Origin of the sequence: Aestuariivirga sp. (assembly GCF_020252395.1) — a bacterium.
Classification (GTDB): Bacteria; Pseudomonadota; Alphaproteobacteria; order Rhizobiales; family Aestuariivirgaceae; genus Aestuariivirga.
This window is the reverse complement of record NZ_JADCDB010000007.1, coordinates 48,984-63,941: the sequence shown is the minus strand read 5'-3', so window position 1 is coordinate 63,941 and position 14,958 is coordinate 48,984. Positions and strand designations below refer to the sequence as shown.

The 14,958-nt window shown below is 65.0% G+C and carries 18 protein-coding genes and 1 other RNA gene; 13 read left to right on the top strand and 6 right to left on the bottom strand.

Annotation, left to right across the window (positions count from 1 at the left end; all coding sequences use genetic code 11):
• Positions 1-30 precede the first annotated feature (30 nt).
• A complete protein-coding gene (locus IOC82_RS05360) occupies positions 31-579 on the bottom strand; it encodes an ABC transporter substrate-binding protein (RefSeq protein WP_290545151.1) in 549 nt (182 codons plus the stop codon).
• A gap of 100 nt (positions 580-679) precedes the next feature.
• Entirely contained in the window at positions 680-1,591 is a 912-nt protein-coding gene (locus IOC82_RS05355; RefSeq protein ID WP_290545150.1) for a lysophospholipid acyltransferase family protein, read from the bottom strand.
• A 250-nt stretch (positions 1,592-1,841) separates the two neighbouring features.
• On the opposite strand from IOC82_RS05355, the gene IOC82_RS05350 reads away from it, so the two are divergent.
• Positions 1,842-2,462 carry a glutathione S-transferase family protein gene (locus IOC82_RS05350; RefSeq protein WP_290545149.1) on the top strand — a complete coding sequence of 207 codons (621 nt, stop codon included), beginning with the start codon at positions 1,842-1,844 and terminating at the stop codon, positions 2,460-2,462.
• Positions 2,463-2,506: 44 nt separating this feature from the next.
• Here the strand turns inward: IOC82_RS05350 and metF are convergent, their stop codons facing one another.
• Entirely contained in the window at positions 2,507-3,388 is an 882-nt protein-coding gene (metF, locus tag IOC82_RS05345) for a methylenetetrahydrofolate reductase [NAD(P)H] (RefSeq protein WP_290545148.1), read from the bottom strand.
• A complete protein-coding gene (locus tag IOC82_RS05340) occupies positions 3,385-4,371 on the bottom strand; it encodes a metalloregulator ArsR/SmtB family transcription factor (RefSeq protein WP_290545147.1) in 987 nt (328 codons plus the stop codon). The genes metF and IOC82_RS05340 overlap by 4 nt, the downstream gene beginning before the upstream one ends.
• A 201-nt stretch (positions 4,372-4,572) precedes the next feature.
• On the opposite strand from IOC82_RS05340, the gene IOC82_RS05335 reads away from it, so the two are divergent.
• Together IOC82_RS05335 and IOC82_RS05330 are read left to right on the top strand one after the other, a co-directional pair.
• Positions 4,573-5,178 (top strand): phospholipid-binding protein MlaC, encoded by a 606-nt coding sequence (locus IOC82_RS05335; RefSeq protein WP_290545146.1) that lies wholly within the window; start codon positions 4,573-4,575, stop codon positions 5,176-5,178.
• A 73-nt stretch (positions 5,179-5,251) separates the two neighbouring features.
• Positions 5,252-5,842: an ABC transporter substrate-binding protein gene (locus IOC82_RS05330; RefSeq protein ID WP_290545145.1), complete on the top strand. Its 591-nt coding sequence runs from the start codon at positions 5,252-5,254 to the stop codon at positions 5,840-5,842.
• A 10-nt stretch (positions 5,843-5,852) separates the two neighbouring features.
• On the opposite strand, the gene IOC82_RS05325 is transcribed toward IOC82_RS05330, so the two are convergent.
• A complete protein-coding gene (locus IOC82_RS05325; RefSeq protein ID WP_290545144.1) occupies positions 5,853-6,314 on the bottom strand; it encodes a c-type cytochrome in 462 nt (153 codons plus the stop codon).
• Between the two features lie 133 nt (positions 6,315-6,447).
• On the opposite strand from IOC82_RS05325, the gene IOC82_RS05320 reads away from it, so the two are divergent.
• From IOC82_RS05320 to IOC82_RS05305, 4 genes are all read left to right on the top strand, one after another.
• Entirely contained in the window at positions 6,448-7,101 is a 654-nt protein-coding gene (locus IOC82_RS05320; RefSeq protein WP_290545143.1) for an extensin family protein, read from the top strand.
• A 45-nt stretch (positions 7,102-7,146) separates the two neighbouring features.
• On the top strand, positions 7,147-7,479 hold the full coding sequence (locus IOC82_RS05315; RefSeq protein ID WP_290545142.1) for a hypothetical protein: 333 nt from the start codon (positions 7,147-7,149) through the stop codon (positions 7,477-7,479).
• Positions 7,480-7,604: 125 nt separating this feature from the next.
• Complete coding sequence (locus IOC82_RS05310) at positions 7,605-8,180, top strand: DnaJ family molecular chaperone (RefSeq protein WP_290545141.1); 576 nt, start codon at positions 7,605-7,607, stop codon at positions 8,178-8,180.
• Positions 8,177-8,896 carry an N-acetylmuramoyl-L-alanine amidase gene (locus IOC82_RS05305; RefSeq protein ID WP_290545140.1) on the top strand — a complete coding sequence of 240 codons (720 nt, stop codon included), beginning with the start codon at positions 8,177-8,179 and terminating at the stop codon, positions 8,894-8,896. The genes IOC82_RS05310 and IOC82_RS05305 overlap by 4 nt, the downstream gene beginning before the upstream one ends.
• Here the strand turns inward: IOC82_RS05305 and IOC82_RS05300 are convergent, their stop codons facing one another.
• Positions 8,897-9,361 carry a hypothetical protein gene (locus IOC82_RS05300; RefSeq protein ID WP_290545139.1) on the bottom strand — a complete coding sequence of 155 codons (465 nt, stop codon included), beginning with the start codon at positions 9,359-9,361 and terminating at the stop codon, positions 8,897-8,899.
• On the opposite strand from IOC82_RS05300, the gene IOC82_RS05295 reads away from it, so the two are divergent.
• The 6 genes from IOC82_RS05295 (at position 9,360) to IOC82_RS05270 (ending at position 14,957) form a co-directional block, all read left to right on the top strand.
• Positions 9,360-9,665 carry a hypothetical protein gene (locus IOC82_RS05295; RefSeq protein WP_290545138.1) on the top strand — a complete coding sequence of 102 codons (306 nt, stop codon included), beginning with the start codon at positions 9,360-9,362 and terminating at the stop codon, positions 9,663-9,665. The two genes, IOC82_RS05300 and IOC82_RS05295, sit on opposite strands and share 2 nt — an antisense overlap.
• The gene (locus IOC82_RS05290) at positions 9,662-11,323 is read left to right on the top strand and encodes an amidohydrolase (protein WP_290545137.1); all 1,662 of its coding nucleotides are present in this window, start codon (positions 9,662-9,664) and stop codon (positions 11,321-11,323) included. The genes IOC82_RS05295 and IOC82_RS05290 overlap by 4 nt, the downstream gene beginning before the upstream one ends.
• Positions 11,324-11,372: 49 nt before the next feature.
• Positions 11,373-11,774, top strand: an RNA gene (rnpB, locus tag IOC82_RS05285) — RNase P RNA component class A.
• A gap of 110 nt (positions 11,775-11,884) precedes the next feature.
• Positions 11,885-12,883 (top strand): 16S rRNA (cytosine(1402)-N(4))-methyltransferase RsmH, encoded by a 999-nt coding sequence (gene rsmH, locus IOC82_RS05280; RefSeq protein WP_290545136.1) that lies wholly within the window; start codon positions 11,885-11,887, stop codon positions 12,881-12,883.
• Positions 12,883-13,239, top strand: coding sequence for a cell division protein FtsL (ftsL, locus tag IOC82_RS05275; protein ID WP_290545135.1), 357 nt, complete (start codon positions 12,883-12,885; stop codon positions 13,237-13,239). The genes rsmH and ftsL overlap by 1 nt, the downstream gene beginning before the upstream one ends.
• Positions 13,236-14,957, top strand: coding sequence for a penicillin-binding protein 2 (locus IOC82_RS05270; protein WP_290545134.1), 1,722 nt, complete (start codon positions 13,236-13,238; stop codon positions 14,955-14,957). The genes ftsL and IOC82_RS05270 overlap by 4 nt, the downstream gene beginning before the upstream one ends.
• Position 14,958: the final 1 nt, after the last annotated feature.

The following is a 14,958-nucleotide window of genomic DNA, read 5'->3' as shown; positions in this document are numbered from 1 at the left end:
TTCATGGTGGGCCTGCGCTGAGCCTCCGGTTCAGCTGCCGAGATAGGCGAAGAGACCGTCGATGCCTTTGCGCGAAATGGTGGCGGTGAACTTGGAGCGCATCTGCTGGGCGAGCCAGATGCCCTGCATGTTGACGTCCTTCACGGTATAGCCGCCGCCGGCCTTGGCGAGGCGGAAAACGATCTTCTTGCCCGAGGCGGAGCGGGCGGTGACGGTTAAGACGCCTCCGGCGGAGTCGCAGTCGAGGATGTCCGCGATGCCGCCGCTCAGGCCTTGGCCATATTCCTTGAGCGTTTCGCCGATGAAGCGGCGGGTCAGGCTCAGATATTCGGCCTCGCGCGATTTCGGCAGGTCATTGCGGTATTTGCCCAGCGCGAACAAGCTGAGCGCGCGCAGGTCGGAATAGCGCGCGGCGGCGCTGGCGAAGGCGGAGGGAGAGCCGGCAGCGGCCGCCCGGTCATAGGCCTGGCCGGCGTTTCTCACAAAGGACTCCGCCGGGCAGCTTGCCGCCTCGGCGCCGGTGAGGCAGGCAAGGGTGGAGATGAGGAGAACTGTCAGAGCAGCGAGGAAGCGGCGCACGGGAATCACCTTCGGTAAGCCATCGACGTGCCAGAAACAGCACCATAACTCGATTGAGGAAGGTTTAAGCTACCTGCCGCTCTAAATGCCGTGATGCGGATCACTCGTCCGGCTTTCGCCCTCCCGCGATCTTCGCCTCGCGCAGGTGGAGGTTGAGGTTCGAGCCCTTGATGTCTTCGGGCCGGGCCAGGGCGAAGGTGCGCTTTCTCAGTTCCATCACCAGTTCGGCGCGGTCCTCGATATGGGCGATCTCCTCGAAGGGGATGGGCTCGCCCACCCGGATCTTGAGCCTGGAGCCGATGCGCCGGGCGGTTTCGCGGAACACCAGCGACAGGCGGAGCGTGAGGCTCAGGTGGCTTGCCAGCTGGAACAGCCGCGAATTCTGGCCGACGAAGAAAACCGGCACTACGGTGGCCTTCGACCCGCGCAGCAGCTTCGCCGTGAAGGGCGCCCAGGGCAGGTCCACCGCCGGGCCCTTCAAGGGCTTTTCGGAGGTCGAGACGCCGCCGCCGGGGAAGATGCCGATGGCATGGCCGGCGCGCAGCCAGGCCTGCGCCTCGATGCGGGAGCGGACATTGGTCTCGCGCGCCTCGCGGGTGGGGGCGAAGGCGACGGGTAAGAGGTTTCCCGCGGCCTCGGGGGCCTGGCAAAGCACGTCATTCGCCAGCACCTTGGTGTCAGGCCTCACCTTGGTGGCAAGCCAGGTCAGCGTGATGCCGTCCAAGACGCCGTAGGGGTGGTTGGCGATGAAGAGCACGGGGCCTGTCTTCGGCGTGCGGGCAAGTGCCGCCTCGTCATAGTCCAGTTTCATGCGCAGCAGGCGCAGGGCGGAATCGAAGAAGTTCTGGCCGTCCTTCAGGTTTTTCTGATGCTGGAGATAGAGCTTCTTGAGCTTGCGCTGGCCGCCAATCTTCTCGATGGCCTGGATCACCGCCCGCTGCAGCACCGGCTGATCAGCGGTGGAATAGCTGAAGCGGACCTTCTTGGGGGCGAGTGCGATGCTCTTTGGCATGGGCGGCCGGACGTCATAATTCCACCCATCCATCGCACTTCGCGCGTGTTCATGCAATGGAGACACATCGAAGAAGGGGAGTTCCGCCATGGAATCAAGCCGTTTTCTCGCAGCAATATGATGCCGCAACCTTTCGCCTGCCCCGTGACGGGCATGTGACGGCTGCAAAACTGTGAACAGCCGGGCGTGAGCATTGCCCTGGCCGCGCAGTGCGGCCAGACTTGCCGCCTCAAATGTCCAGGGAGGCTGAATGTACACGCTCTATGCCCGCAACCAGGCCGGATCGATGGCCGTCGAGGCACTGCTCGCCGCCTGTGGCGCGACCTATGAGGTGATCGTGCTGAACCGCAAAGAAGACGGCTCGTTCGAGGACTTCTTCCGCGCCATCAATCCCAAAGCCGAGGTGCCCACCCTTGTGCTGCCCGACGGCAGCGTGATGACCGAGAGTGCGGCGATGATGATCTACATCGCCGAACAGTTTCCCGAGGCGGGGTTGGCGCCGTTGCCGGGCGAGGCGGGCCGCGCCCAGTTCCTGCGCTGGCAGGTCTATCTCGCGGCAGCGCTATATACGAGTGACCTGCGACTGTTCTATCCGCAGCACTTCACCACGGATGCCAATGGCGCGGAGGGCGTCAAGACGCGGGCCGCCGAGATGATGGCGCAGGAATTCGCCATCTACGCCGCTGCGCTGGGCGAGAAGACGTTCATGCTGGGCAGACTCAGCGCCGTCGACATCTATGCCGCCATGATGTGCACCTGGGCGCCGGACATGGGCGTGCTGTTCGCCGCGCATCCCAACCTGAAGCGCATGTATGATACGGTGCTGCAGAATGCTGCCGTGAAGACGGTGTGGGAGCGGAACGGGATGTGAATGTTGTCCTCTCCCGCAGAAGAGGCGGGAGAGGGCATTAAGTGCTAAGCCGCCTTCTTCTCCGCGCCGAGCCCCAGCACGCGGCAGATGGCGTAGACGAGGTCGGCGCGGTTCAGCGTGTAGAAGTGGAAGTGCTTGACGCCCTCGCGCCGCAGCGCGTCCACCTGTTCGGCGGCGACCATGGCGGCGACGAGTTTGCGCGTCTCGGGTTCGTCATCAAGGCCGGCGAAGCGGGTGGCGAGCGCTGGCGGCACATGGGCGCCGCACTTCGCCGCGAATTCGCTGACACGCGCGAAAGAGGTGATGGGCAGGATGCCCGGGACCAGCTCGATATCGATGCCGCGCGCCGCGATGCGGTCCCGGAGCCTGAGGAAAAAGGGGTTGTGGAAGAAGAACTGCGAGATGGCCCGCGTCGCGCCATGTTCGGCCTTGTCGGCCATGAAGGCCAAGTCTTCCTCGATCGAGACGGATTCGGGGTGGCGTTCGGGATAGGCCGAAACCGAGACCTCGAAATCGCCGAGCTGCCGGATGCCGCGCACCAGATCGGCGGCGTTGCGATAACCATCGGGGTGCGGCGTGAAGCGCGTGCCCACGCCACCCGGCGGATCGCCGCGCAGCGCCACGATGTGCCGCACACCGGCCGCGGCGAAATCATTCACCGCGGCGTTCACTTCCGCCTTCGATGCGCCAACGCAGGTCAAGTGCGCGGCGGGCCGCAGCGCCGTCTCCGAGGCGATGCGGCGCACGGTCTCCAGCGTCCGGTCACGCGTGGTGCCGCCAGCTCCGTAGGTGACGGAGACGAAAGAGGGGTTCACCGTCTCGAGCTTGGCGATGGTTGACCAGAAACTCTCCTGCGCATCGCCCTTGGGCGGGAAGAATTCGAAGGAGACGGTGATGCCGGAGACGTCTTCCGCGAAAGCGATCATGTGGCGTGGTCCTTGAGGGCAGGTGTGGTGACGGTGGAACGCGGTTGTGTCGCAAGCCACAGCGACACGGTGAGGCCCTTGCCCTGGGGCCGCCATGGTGGGGCCAGCACATCATGCTGGGTGAGGCTCAAACCGGCGCGGGCGAGCCATTGCGCCATGTGCTCGGCGGCTATCCCTAAGCGGCGGTGGGCGTGCTCGGTGCGCAGCTCGTCGAGATCGTGCGGCGCGAAATCGACGATCATCAGCCGGCCGCCGGGCTCGAGGATGCGCGCGGCCTCCGTCAGCGCACGCACGGGATCTTCGAGGAAGTGGAGGACCTGGTGGATGGTGACGAAATCGGCGAAGCCATCGGGGAAGGGGAGGGCATAGATCTCGCCGTGGCGGACCTGCGCATTGCGCACCCCCGCGGCATCCAGATTGACCCGCGCGATGGCCAGCATGTCACGGCTCGAATCGATGCCGATCGACTGCTGGGCCTGCCCGGCGAAGCGGCGCAGCACCGCGCCCGTGCCGGTGCCGAGGTCGACATGGAGGCGGATGGCAGCGGAACCTGCGAGCTTCGCCATCGCCTGCTCGACATCCTCCTCGCGCACGTGGAGCGAACGGAGCTGTTCCCAGCGCGCGGCATTGTCGGCGAAATAGCGCGAGGCGGCCTCGGCACGGCGGCTCCTGATCTCCTCCAGCCTTGCGAGGTCGCCCGCCAGAACCTTGTCGGCACCGGGCAGCAGGTCGACGATGGCTCGGGCCAGCGCCCCGCCCATGTCCTCCTCGCGCAGGCGGAAGAGCACCCAGTTTCCCTCCTTGTGGCGGCTGATGAGGCCGGCTTCCGCCATGAGTTTCAAATGGCGGCTGACGCGCGGCTGGCTCTGGCCCAGGATCTGGGTCAGCTCGCTGACATTTGCCTCGCCATGGGCGAGGATGAATAGGATGCGCACGCGCGTCGATTCCGCCGCAGCGCGCAAGCCGGAGAGCAGTTCTTCCATCTCAGAACCTCCATAACCATATAAACATATCCTTATGTTGTTCGCAAGGACGGAGATGGAGGCCCGGGTGGATCGCGGCGGCCTTACGGAACGGGGCGTGACTTGGACCCAGTCAGGACCCAGTCTTGCATTCGACAAGATTTCGCGGCGTATTATGAGAAGTTAGGGGCTGCTCCAGCGGCCCAGTGTGGAGGCGTGATCATGAACCGGGGGAACGGCCCGCTGACGCGGCGGGAAATGTGTGGACTGGCGGTGGCGGTCCTGTTCGGCTTCGCCGGTCCGGCCGCGGCAAGCTCGGCCGCGGAGGACTATGTTTCGGGGATCGCCGACCAGGTGATGCGGCTCGCCAACAATGGCAAGAAGGGGCCCGCCCTCAAGGCCCAGTTCGCGGCTCTTCTCAACCGCTACATCAACCTCAAGGGCATCGCCGATTTTGCGCTGGGGCCCTACGCCAAGCGGTTGCCCGCCGGCAGGCGCGCCGAGTTCTACAATCTGGTGAACAATTACGCCGCCGCGCTGTTCAACTATTACGTCGATGATTTCCGCGGCAACCAACTCGACATCATCTCGACCACGAATCAGGGCAAATTCACCGTCATCCAGTCGGCGATCACCGGCGGAAACGGGCGCGAGCAGGTGAAGTGGCGGCTCATCCCCGCGAGTGGCGGCTTCCGCGTGGCGGATGTCAACGTCAAGGGCGTGTGGCTGACCATCTCGATGAAGGACCGCTTCTCGAAGGTGCTGAAACAGTCGAAGGGCGACTTCGACCCGCTCTTCGCGGAGCTGCGCGAAGCCAACACCTGGTGAGGCGGGCGGCGTTGTTGACGCAGCCTCCGCCTGTCCGTTATGGCGGAGAGGACAGCTTCAAAGAAAGCGAATCATGTCGAAGTTCCGCCCGCCCCTGACCGCCGCACTGACGCGCCGCGCCGCGCTGGCCGGTCTGGCGGCCGCCTTCGCGTCGCCGGCGATTGCTGCGGGCGAGGATGCCGCAGTCGATTATATGAAGAAGGTGGCCAAGGATATGCTGGCGGCCCACCGCCAAGGCACGGTGGCGAGCTTCAAACGCGCTATCCTGCGCCATGCGGACGTGGCGGCGATCGCCGATTATTCGCTGGGCCAATACAAGGCCAAGCTGTCGCCGGCGCAGAAGAAGGCCTATTACGGCGGCACCGCCTCTTTCATGGCGCGTTACTTCGCCGACCAGTCGCGCGAATACGTGGTGTCGAAGTACGAGATCGGCGAAGCCGATGCCGATGGCGGCGACATCAATGTTGGAACCAAGGTCTATCTCCTGAACGGCCAGTCCTACACAGTGGTGTGGCGGCTCGGCAAACGGGGATCGGGCTTCAAGGTCGAGGATGTCAAGGTGCTGGGCTTCTCGCTCACCTATCTGCAGCGCGGCATCTTCACGTCCTTCCTGTCGAAGCGCGACGGTGACGTGGCGCAGCTGGTGGCGGCGCTGAACCGCTGAAGCCTCCGCCTCACTTCACCTGGATGCTTTTCAGATAATCGATCAGCGAAGCGATGCGGTCACTGACGATGAGTTCGCGCGCCGCCTTGCCAGTGCCGGAGTCCGCGGCCTCGCGGTTGAACCAGTCGCCCCACACCGGCATGTCGCGCATCCCATGCACCTTCACGTCGGCGCGGCCGTCGATCACCTCCATCACCCGTTCTTCCGGAAACTTGCCGGCATTGAGCTTGCTGAGCATGGTCAGATCGGGCACCCTTAGGGTGAGGAATTCGCCCAGCGTCCCGTCGCCCTTGGCGTCAGCGCCGTGGCAGGCGGCGCAATAGTTCAGATAGTCGCGGTGGCCGAGCCCGAGGCTGATGCCCTCGCTCACCAGCGGCGCGCCCATCACGCTGCCCTCGGCAGCCGCCTCATGCAGGCCGCCCGCCATCAGCCCCGCGACCGCCAGTGCCAAGACGGGATATTTGCGTTTCATGGTTTATTCCTCCGCATCAGAAAATAGCATCGCGCCCGCGCCGGGTGTAGGCTTTGACATCGGTCAATTAAGGCTTCGCTAACCTCGAGGAACTTAACTCAATCCACGTTTTCTGTAAGTGGCGTTCCCTCCGGTGTCCTTGACCTCGCTGCCGCGAAAGATTCTCGTTGCCGCCGCGATTGCCGCGGTGCTGGCAGCCTGCAGTTCGTCGAAGAAAGGCAAGTTCACTACAAAGGGGCTGCGCCCGCCGGAAGCCTCCTGCCGGGTGAAGCCATCGCGCATCGGGCTGGCCGAGAAGATCCGCAACATCAACGAACACAATGGCTGCATGGTGCCCAATGCCTGGAAGGTCGAAGCCCTGGGCTCCGTCAGTTTCAGCCAGCCCGCCATCCTCAACTGCGGCATGGCCGAGCCCGTCTACAGCTGGCTTGAGGACGTGGTGCAGCCCAGCGCTCAGCGTACCTTCGGCGAAAGCGTTGTGAGCATCGACATCGCCGCCTCCTATGCCTGCCGGCCGCGCAACAACCAGAGCGGCGCAAAGATGAGCGAGCACGGCTTCGGCAATGCCCTCGACATTTCCGCCTTCACGCTGGAAAGCGGCCGCAAGATCACCGTGGAGCAGGGCTGGTGGGGAAGCTATGAGGAGCGCCGCTTCCTCCACACCGTGCACGACCGCGCCTGCGGCGAATTCCGCACCGTGCTTGGCCCCGGTTCCGGCCGCGACCACAAGGACCACCTGCACCTCGACCTGCAGAACAGGGAGAGCCAGCCGGCCTATTGCCGGTAGGCGCGATTATTGCAATTTCTTGCCATCCGGCGCATATGGTCGGTCATGGAACAGGAAATCATCAAACCTGACGCTGCACCAAAGACAGGCACCCAGGCCTTCAGCCGCACCGGCAGTCTGATGGCTGCCCTCGGCGCCACGCTGCTGATGCTGTGCTTCACCGGCTCCGCCATGGTGGCGACGGTGTGGGCGGTGTCCAGGCTGATCGGGCTTCCCGACATGTTCATGTATGGGCTTATGGCGCTGGGCGTGCTGCCGGTGCTGTGGATCACGGTCTGGACGGCCGGCCGCGCCTGGCATGTCGAGAAGCTGCTGGCCCAGCACCGGGACATCGACGTTCCTGTGTTCAGCCTGACCTATTACTTCAGGAACGGCTGAAGCCAACCGTCCGCCCCATGTCCATCTGGAGCAGCATCTCCGATTGTCTTGGCTCGATCGGTGGGTCGCTTGGGGCGTTCCTTCAGTCGGCTGCAAGCCCCGGTCCGGCCGCGCCTGAGAAGTCGGTGGCCTTCACCATCGGCATGATCGGGCTTGGCGCCAAGATGGCCAAGGCCGACGGCGTGGTGACCGAAAACGAGATCCGCGCCTTCAAGCGGGTGTTTCATGTTCCGCAGAGCGACCTCGCTACGGTGGCGCGGGTGTTCAATCTGGCCAAGCAGGACGTGGCGGGCTTCGAGACCTATGCCCGGCAGATCGCCAGGCTGTTCGAGACGAAGAGCGAGATTCTCGAGGACGTGCTCGACGGACTGTTTCATATCGCCAAGGCGGATGATGCCTTCCACCCCGGCGAACATGGCTTCCTGCGCCGGGTGGCGGCAATCTTCGGCTTCTCGGAAGCCGATTTCGCGCGCATCCAGGCGCGGCATGCGGATGTGCCGGACGACCCCTATCCGATCCTCGGCCTGCCGCACAATGCGCCGATGGAGGAGGTGCGCAAGCGCTATCGCGACCTGGTGCGCGAGCATCATCCGGACCGCCACATCGCGGATGGCGTGCCGGAAGAAATGGTGGAGATCGCCACCCGCCGCCTGCAGAAGATCAACGAGGCTTATGACCGCATCATGGAAATGGCGGCGTGATCGTCTCGCCGCTGGCGCATCGCTATGCCGCCGCCGCCAACCGTGAGCTGCGCCGCAACGGCCGCAGCGTCGATATGCTGCTCCTCCACTACACCGGCATGAGCAGTGCGGAGGCCGCCTTCGAGCAGCTGTGCAGTCCACAGTCCGGCGTGTCCTGCCATTACCTGATCGGCGAGGACGGTGCGATCACCCAGATGGTGGGCGAGGAGGAGCGTGCCTGGCATGCGGGTGTCTCCTCCTGGCAGGGCGAGACCGACACCAACTCGCGCTCCATTGGCATCGAAATCCACAATCCGGGCCATTCGATCGGCTACCGCGATTTTCCGGCGCCGCAGATGCTGGCGGTGGTGGCGCTTTGCCGCGACATCCTTACCCGGCATGCCATTCCGCCGCAAAACGTGCTGGCCCATTCCGACGTGGCGCCGGGCCGCAAGATCGACCCGGGCGAATTGTTCGACTGGCCGCTGCTGTTCCGCAACGGGATCGGCCACTGGGTGCCGCCCGCCGCCGCCGATGAGCGGGAGCTGGCAGGCGGGGAACTGGCCGCCTTTCAGCGCCTGCTTAAGGACTATGGCTACGCAATCGAGGTGACGGGCGAGCGCGACGAGGCGACACGCAAAGTGACGGACGCCTTTCAGCGCCATTTCCGGCCGGCTCTGGTCAACGGCATTCCCGATCGATCCGCGCTCCGCACGGCGGAGCGGCTGGTTGCCTGATTAGCCCTTGCGGCAGAGCGCTACAAGGCCAGCGACGTCCGCGTCATAGAGCGGGAACACCAACTCCTGGCCATGCACCTTCACGCTGAAACGGTCGGCCTTTTCCAGGGCCTTGAGGATCGGACTGTCCACCGCCAGCTCAACCTCGACGCTGGAGGAGGGCGAGTCCGGGTTGAAGTTGGTCTTGCCGCCGAAGGTGGCGGTCTCACCGCCTGCCGTTACGGTCACCGGCACTTTGCGGCGCGACAGCTTCCGCAGCTCGGCGGAGGGGCGGGGAATATAGAGGTTCACCATGTCCTTGCCTGTGGGGCACCACAGGCTGACACCCACGTCGTCGCTATCGGCCACGCCGAAGATCAGATACGCCTCCTGGTCGCTTGCATCCAGCGTCCATTCGCGCTCCTGTGCGAGGGCCTGGCCCGAAAGCAGGCCAAGGGCAAAAACGGCGGCGAGTGAACGGTGCATGGTGGTTGAAGAACCCGGAAATCAGCAATCTGTCTATCGGCTCTTCCGGGATCGGGGAAGTGCCAATATCGCGCCGCGCACCGCGCGCCGGGAAACCGCCTGCCGCAACGCGCAGAAAAAGAGGCTTGGGCGCATGTTGTTGCAATTTAAGTCAGCTTCGGTACCGGGTGAACTCCACATGCTGAGCAGCCGTTGCCCCGCTTTCAACCTCAACCGCCTGACCGGCCTCGTGACTGTGCGCACTGCGCGGGTGAAAGCGACGCTGGCCTCAGGCATCGACTGGATCGAAGCCGCCACATCATGACCACTCTCATCATCATCAATGCCGCCATCATGACGATGGACGAGGCCCTCCCCACGGCGGAGGCCATTGCCGTTTCCGGGAATCGAATCATACGCTTGGGGAGCCACGCTGAAGTGATGCGTGAGGCCGGCGTCAACACCCGCGTGGTGGACGCCGGCGGCGGCACGGTGATCCCCGGCTTCGTCGAGGGGCACATGCATCTCTTTGCAGGTGCGGCCGAACTCTCGCATCTCCAGCTCTTCGGCACGCGCGGCTTCGATGAACTGAAGGCGCGGACGGAGGCCTATATGCGCCAGAACCCGGGCGATGACCTGATCATCGGCGAGCAGGCGGATTATGTGATAATCGGTGAGCACGAGCCCTTGTCGCGCCAGCACCTGGACCGGATCGTGAAGGACCGGCCTATCCTTCTCTTCTCGCCCGACCATCACACCGCCTGGGCCAATACGCTGGCCCTGGAGAAGGCAGGGCTGCTCAAGGGCAAGAAACTCGGGCCGGGGAACGAGATCGTCATGGGCGCCGATGGTCTGGCCCAGGGCGAGCTGCGCGAGGGCGAGGCCATCGACCCCGTGCGCCGGCTCTCGCAGAAAGGCACGCGCGACCGGCTGGGGCTGGCGACCGGGGGCGAGCCAGACCCATATCCCACAGCTGCGGAGTTCGAGTCCGACCTCGAAACCATGCGGGTGGGGCTGCGGCACTGCGCGGCGCATGGCATCACCTTCATCCAGAACATGGATGGCAACCTCTATACGCTTGAACTGCTTGAGGAACTGCAGCGCCGGGGCGAGCTCACGGCGCGCGTCAGGGCGCCCTTCCACTTCAAGAACTTCATGGACATCGCGATGCTGGAAAAGGCCTCTCAGATGGCGGCGCGCTGGACGGGCGACATGCTGTGCTCGGGCTTCGTCAAGCTGTTCATGGATGGCGTGGCTGACAGCGCCACCGCGGTGATGATCGAGGATTATGCGAGCCGCCCCGGCTGGAAGGGCGAGCCGCTGTTCGAGCCCGCGCGGTTTGCGGCGATTGCCACTGAGGCCGACCGGCGGGGCTTGCAGATCGCCGTCCACGCCATCGGCGATGGCGCGGTGCGGATCGTGCTCGACGGCTATGAGGCAGCCCTCAAGGCCAATGGCCGGTGCGATTCGCGCCACCGGGTGGAACATGTGGAGGTGATCCACCCCGACGACATTGCGCGCTTTGCAAAGCTCGGCGTCATCGCGTCGATGCAGCCCCCGCACCCGCCGGGCAACCACGGCCTGCCGCTCGAACCCTATCTCTCCAACATCGGGGAAGCACGCTGGCAATGGGCCTTCGCCTGGAAGGCGCTGCGCGAGCAGGGCGCCCGGCTGGTTTTCGGCACCGACTGGCCGGTCTCCGACATCGATCCGCTGTGGTCCGTCCAGTCCGCCATGACGCGCGGACGGTGGAACGGAGCCATGCCCGACAACCGCCAGAGCCTGCACCAGGCGATCCACTCCTATACCGCGGACGGCGCCTTCGCGGGCTTCATGGAGGGCAAGACGGGCGTGCTGAGGCAAGGCATGCTGGCCGACATTTGCGTGCTGCCGGTGAACCTGCAGCGCATGGACCCGTCAAGCTTCAAGGGCATCAAGCCGCGCATGACGGTGTGCGACGGTCGGGTGGTGTTCGGGGGGTGAGGCGACGGGCGCCTTGCCTTTCCCCTTCCGATCCCCTACCTCCCCCTTGCCAGCTGGCTGGATGACCGCTGCCGCTACGCCTGAAAGGGTGCGGGGGAGGAAAGTCCGGGCTCCATGGAAACACGGTGCCGGGTAACGCCCGGCGGGGGCGACCCCAGGGACAGTGCCACAGAAATGATACCGCGGACCCGGGCTTGACGCCTGACGCAAGGGTGAAATGGTGCGGCAAGAGCGCACCGCGCCCCCGGCAACGGGGGTGGCATGGCAAACCCCACCGGGAGCAAGACCGAATAGGGGTGGCGCGGCGGACGCAAGTCCGTCAGGGACGTTTCCGTTCCAGCCGCCCGGGTAGGTTGCGTGAAGCGTCCGGCAACGGGCGTTCCAGATGAATGGTCATCCAGTGCGGAGCGATCCGCATGGACAGAACCCGGCTTACAGGCCGGCTGGCATTATCCCCTGCTCAACGCTCCGCAATCGCGGAATGGAAACCAATTGTTAAGCAGGCCGATTGCAATGTCAGAATGTCGATTAACGCCTTCTTCACCGTGATTTAGGCTTGCCATGGCCGCCCGAGAAAACCTGAACCCGCCGCATGTGCCCGTGATGCTGGCCGAAGTGCTGAGTGCACTTTCGCCGCGCAACGGGGCCGTTTACGTTGATGGCACCTTCGGGGCCGGCGGCTATACGCGCGCCATGCTCGGCGCCGCGGACTGCCGGGTGATCGCCATCGACCGCGACCCGTCCGCCATCAGGGGGGGGCAAGCCATGGTGGCTGAATTCGCACCCCGCCTCAGCCTGCGCGAGGGCCGCTTCGCGGACATGGAGGCCCTCGTCGGCGGCGAGCGCATCGACGGCATCGTGCTCGACATCGGCGTGTCCTCGATGCAGCTCGACGAAGCGGAGAGGGGCTTCTCCTTCCTGCGTGACGGGCCCCTGGACATGCGCATGGCGCAGGCGGGCGCTTCCGCCGCGGATGCGGTGAATGCGCTGCCGCAGGAGGCGCTGTCCAACATCATCTATGTTTTCGGCGAGGAGCCGCGCTCGCGCGCCATCGCGCGCGCCATCGTCGAGGCGCGGAAGGACGCGCCGATTACCACAACGCAAGGTCTGGTGAGGGCCATCGAGCGCGCCACCGGGCGGCCGCGGCCCGACAAAATCCATCCCGCGACGCGCACCTTCCAGGCGCTGCGCATTCATGTGAACGGCGAACTCGACGAGCTGGTGGAGGCGCTGCATGCCGCCGAGCGGATGCTGCCGGAGGGCGGGCGCCTCGTCGCCGTCACCTTCCATTCGCTGGAGGACCGCATCGTCAAGCGCTTCTTCGCCTCGCGCGCCGGCAAGCTGTCCGCAGGCTCGCGCCACCTGCCCGATGCGGTGAAGGGGCCGGCGCCGTCCTTCACGCTGCCCTTTAAAGGCCATATCGGCGCCAGCGGTGAGGAGGCGAAGCTGAACCCGCGCGCCCGCTCGGCCAAGCTGCGCGCCGGCATCCGCACTGCCGCACCGCCCATGCCCGCCATTGGCGGCGAGATCGGTCTCCCGGTCCGGGGGACGCGGCACTAATGCACAAGCTCCTGAACCTCTTGCTCGTGACGGCCGTGCTGGTCTGCGGCTTCGTGCTCTATTCGCTCGAACACCAGACACGCGGGCTGGAGCGCGAGGCCGCCAAGTATCAACGCGGCATCAACGAGGAGGTCGAGAACATGCGGCTGCTCAATGCCGAATGGTCGAGCCTCATCCGGCCGGACCGCATCCGCACCCTGGCGGAGCGCTTTCTCGGCCTCTCCACGCTGAAGGCCCAGCAGATCGTGAAGCTCGGCGAGATTTCGAACCACGTTCCCGCCGAACCCATGACGAACCTTCAGGCCGAGGGAACGGACCCGATCGGCGCCATCATCGACGGGATGAAGAAGCAATGACCGAGCTCATTTCCGACCATCAGCAGGCGGATGAAATGCCGCCGCGACTTGCCGGGCAGAACCGGCTGCGCCTTATCGGCATGTGCTTTGCCGCGGCCTTCATGACCATCGCGGGGCAGCTCGCCCATCTCACCATCTTCCCCGCGCAGGATGACGGGCCGGTGCGCCCGATCGCCGAGGGCCCGCTGCCGCGCCCCGACATCGTCGACCGCAACGGCGTGCTGCTGGCGACCGACGTCGCGGTGGCCTCGATCTTCGCCGACCCGTCGAAAATCATCGACATCGACGAGGCGGTGGAAGCCTTGACCGCCACCATGCCGGATCTCGACGCCAGGGAGCTGCGCCGCAAGCTCTCGACGTCCAAGCGCTTCGCCTGGATCAAGCGCCAGGTGCCGCCGGAGGAGCGTGATGCCGTCTACAATCTCGGCATCCCCGGCGTCAGCTATGTGAACGAGCGCCGCCGCGTCTATCCGCAGGGGCGGCTCTCTTCGCATGTCGTGGGCTATGTCGACGTCGACACCAAGGGCATCGCCGGAATCGAGAAATATCTCGACGACCGCGGCGCGCTCTACACAGCCTCGCTGGCCGAGCCCACCGAGCACCGCACCGAGCCGGCGCAACTCTCCCTCGACATCCGCGTGCAGGCCGCGATGATCGACGAGGTGGCCAAGGCCATCGGCAAGTTCCACGCCATCGCCGGCGGCGGCATCGTCATGGATATCGACACCGGCGAAGTGCTGTCCATGGTGTCGCTGCCCGATTTCAACCCGAACCAGGAGAACAAGAACTTCTCCAGGGACCAGCAGAACCGCATGACCAGCGGCGTCTATGAACTGGGCTCCGTCATCAAGGCGGTGACCTTCGCCATGGCGCTCGATTCCGGCAAGGTGACGCTGGAAAGCGTGTTCGACACGCGCTTCCCGCTGGTCATCGGCAGCGCGCGCATCCACGACTTCCACCCGCAGAAGCGCCCGCTGACAACCGAGGAGGTGTTCTGCGAAAGCTCCAACATCGGCACGGCCAAGATGGCGCTGGAAGTGGGCCTTGCGGAGCACCAGGCCTTTCTGCGCAAGGTTGGCCTTTTCGACAAGTTGCAGACGGAACTGCCGGAAGCCGCCCGGCCCCTGCTGCCCAAGCGCTGGAGCAGGCTCGTCACCGCCACCACCGCCTTCGGCCATGGTTTTGCCGTTCAGCCGCTGCAAGGTGCGGCGGTGGTTGCAGGACTCTTGAATGGCGGTCATCTCATCACCCCCACCTTCCTCCGCCGCAATGAGGAGGAGGCGATGGCTATGGCCACGACGGTGATCAAGCCCACAACCTCCGAGACGCTGCGCTATCTCTTCCGCCAGAACGCGCTGCAAGGTTCCGCCAGCAAGGCGGACGTGATCGGCTATCGCGTGGGCGGCAAGACGGGCACCGCCGAAAAAGTGGTGAACGGCCGCTATGACAAGAACCAGCGCCTTGCCTCCTTCATCGGCGCCTTCCCGATGGACAATCCGAAGTACCTCGTGATGGTGATGCTCGACGAGCCCAAGGCCATTCCCGGCACCTATGGCTTCGCCACCGCCGGCTGGAACGCCGTGCCCACCGCGGCCAGCGTCATCGAACGCATCGCGCCGATGCTGGGCGTCGAACCGGTGTTCAGCGAGCAGGACCTGCAGAAGCTCGCAAAGCTCGAAGCCAAGGACAAGAAGACCAAGGGGGATGCTCCGGATTGAC

Bases quoted from the DNA above. Each gene is read 5' to 3' on its own strand.
- IOC82_RS05355 (WP_290545150.1), bottom strand. From the start codon at position 1,591: ATGCCAAAGAGCATCGCACTCGCCCCCAAGAAGGTCCGCTTCAGCTAT.
- IOC82_RS05350 (WP_290545149.1), top strand. From the start codon at position 1,842: ATGTACACGCTCTATGCCCGCAACCAGGCCGGATCGATGGCCGTCGAG.
- metF (WP_290545148.1), bottom strand. From the start codon at position 3,388: ATGATCGCTTTCGCGGAAGACGTCTCCGGCATCACCGTCTCCTTCGAA.
- IOC82_RS05340 (WP_290545147.1), bottom strand. From the start codon at position 4,371: ATGGAAGAACTGCTCTCCGGCTTGCGCGCTGCGGCGGAATCGACGCGC.
- IOC82_RS05335 (WP_290545146.1), top strand. From the start codon at position 4,573: ATGAACCGGGGGAACGGCCCGCTGACGCGGCGGGAAATGTGTGGACTG.
- IOC82_RS05330 (WP_290545145.1), top strand. From the start codon at position 5,252: ATGTCGAAGTTCCGCCCGCCCCTGACCGCCGCACTGACGCGCCGCGCC.
- IOC82_RS05325 (WP_290545144.1), bottom strand. From the start codon at position 6,314: ATGAAACGCAAATATCCCGTCTTGGCACTGGCGGTCGCGGGGCTGATG.
- IOC82_RS05315 (WP_290545142.1), top strand. From the start codon at position 7,147: ATGGAACAGGAAATCATCAAACCTGACGCTGCACCAAAGACAGGCACC.
- IOC82_RS05295 (WP_290545138.1), top strand. From the start codon at position 9,360: ATGGTGGTTGAAGAACCCGGAAATCAGCAATCTGTCTATCGGCTCTTC.
- IOC82_RS05300 (WP_290545139.1), bottom strand. From the start codon at position 9,361: ATGCACCGTTCACTCGCCGCCGTTTTTGCCCTTGGCCTGCTTTCGGGC.
- IOC82_RS05290 (WP_290545137.1), top strand. From the start codon at position 9,662: ATGACCACTCTCATCATCATCAATGCCGCCATCATGACGATGGACGAG.
- rsmH (WP_290545136.1), top strand. From the start codon at position 11,885: ATGGCCGCCCGAGAAAACCTGAACCCGCCGCATGTGCCCGTGATGCTG.
- ftsL (WP_290545135.1), top strand. From the start codon at position 12,883: ATGCACAAGCTCCTGAACCTCTTGCTCGTGACGGCCGTGCTGGTCTGC.
- IOC82_RS05270 (WP_290545134.1), top strand. From the start codon at position 13,236: ATGACCGAGCTCATTTCCGACCATCAGCAGGCGGATGAAATGCCGCCG.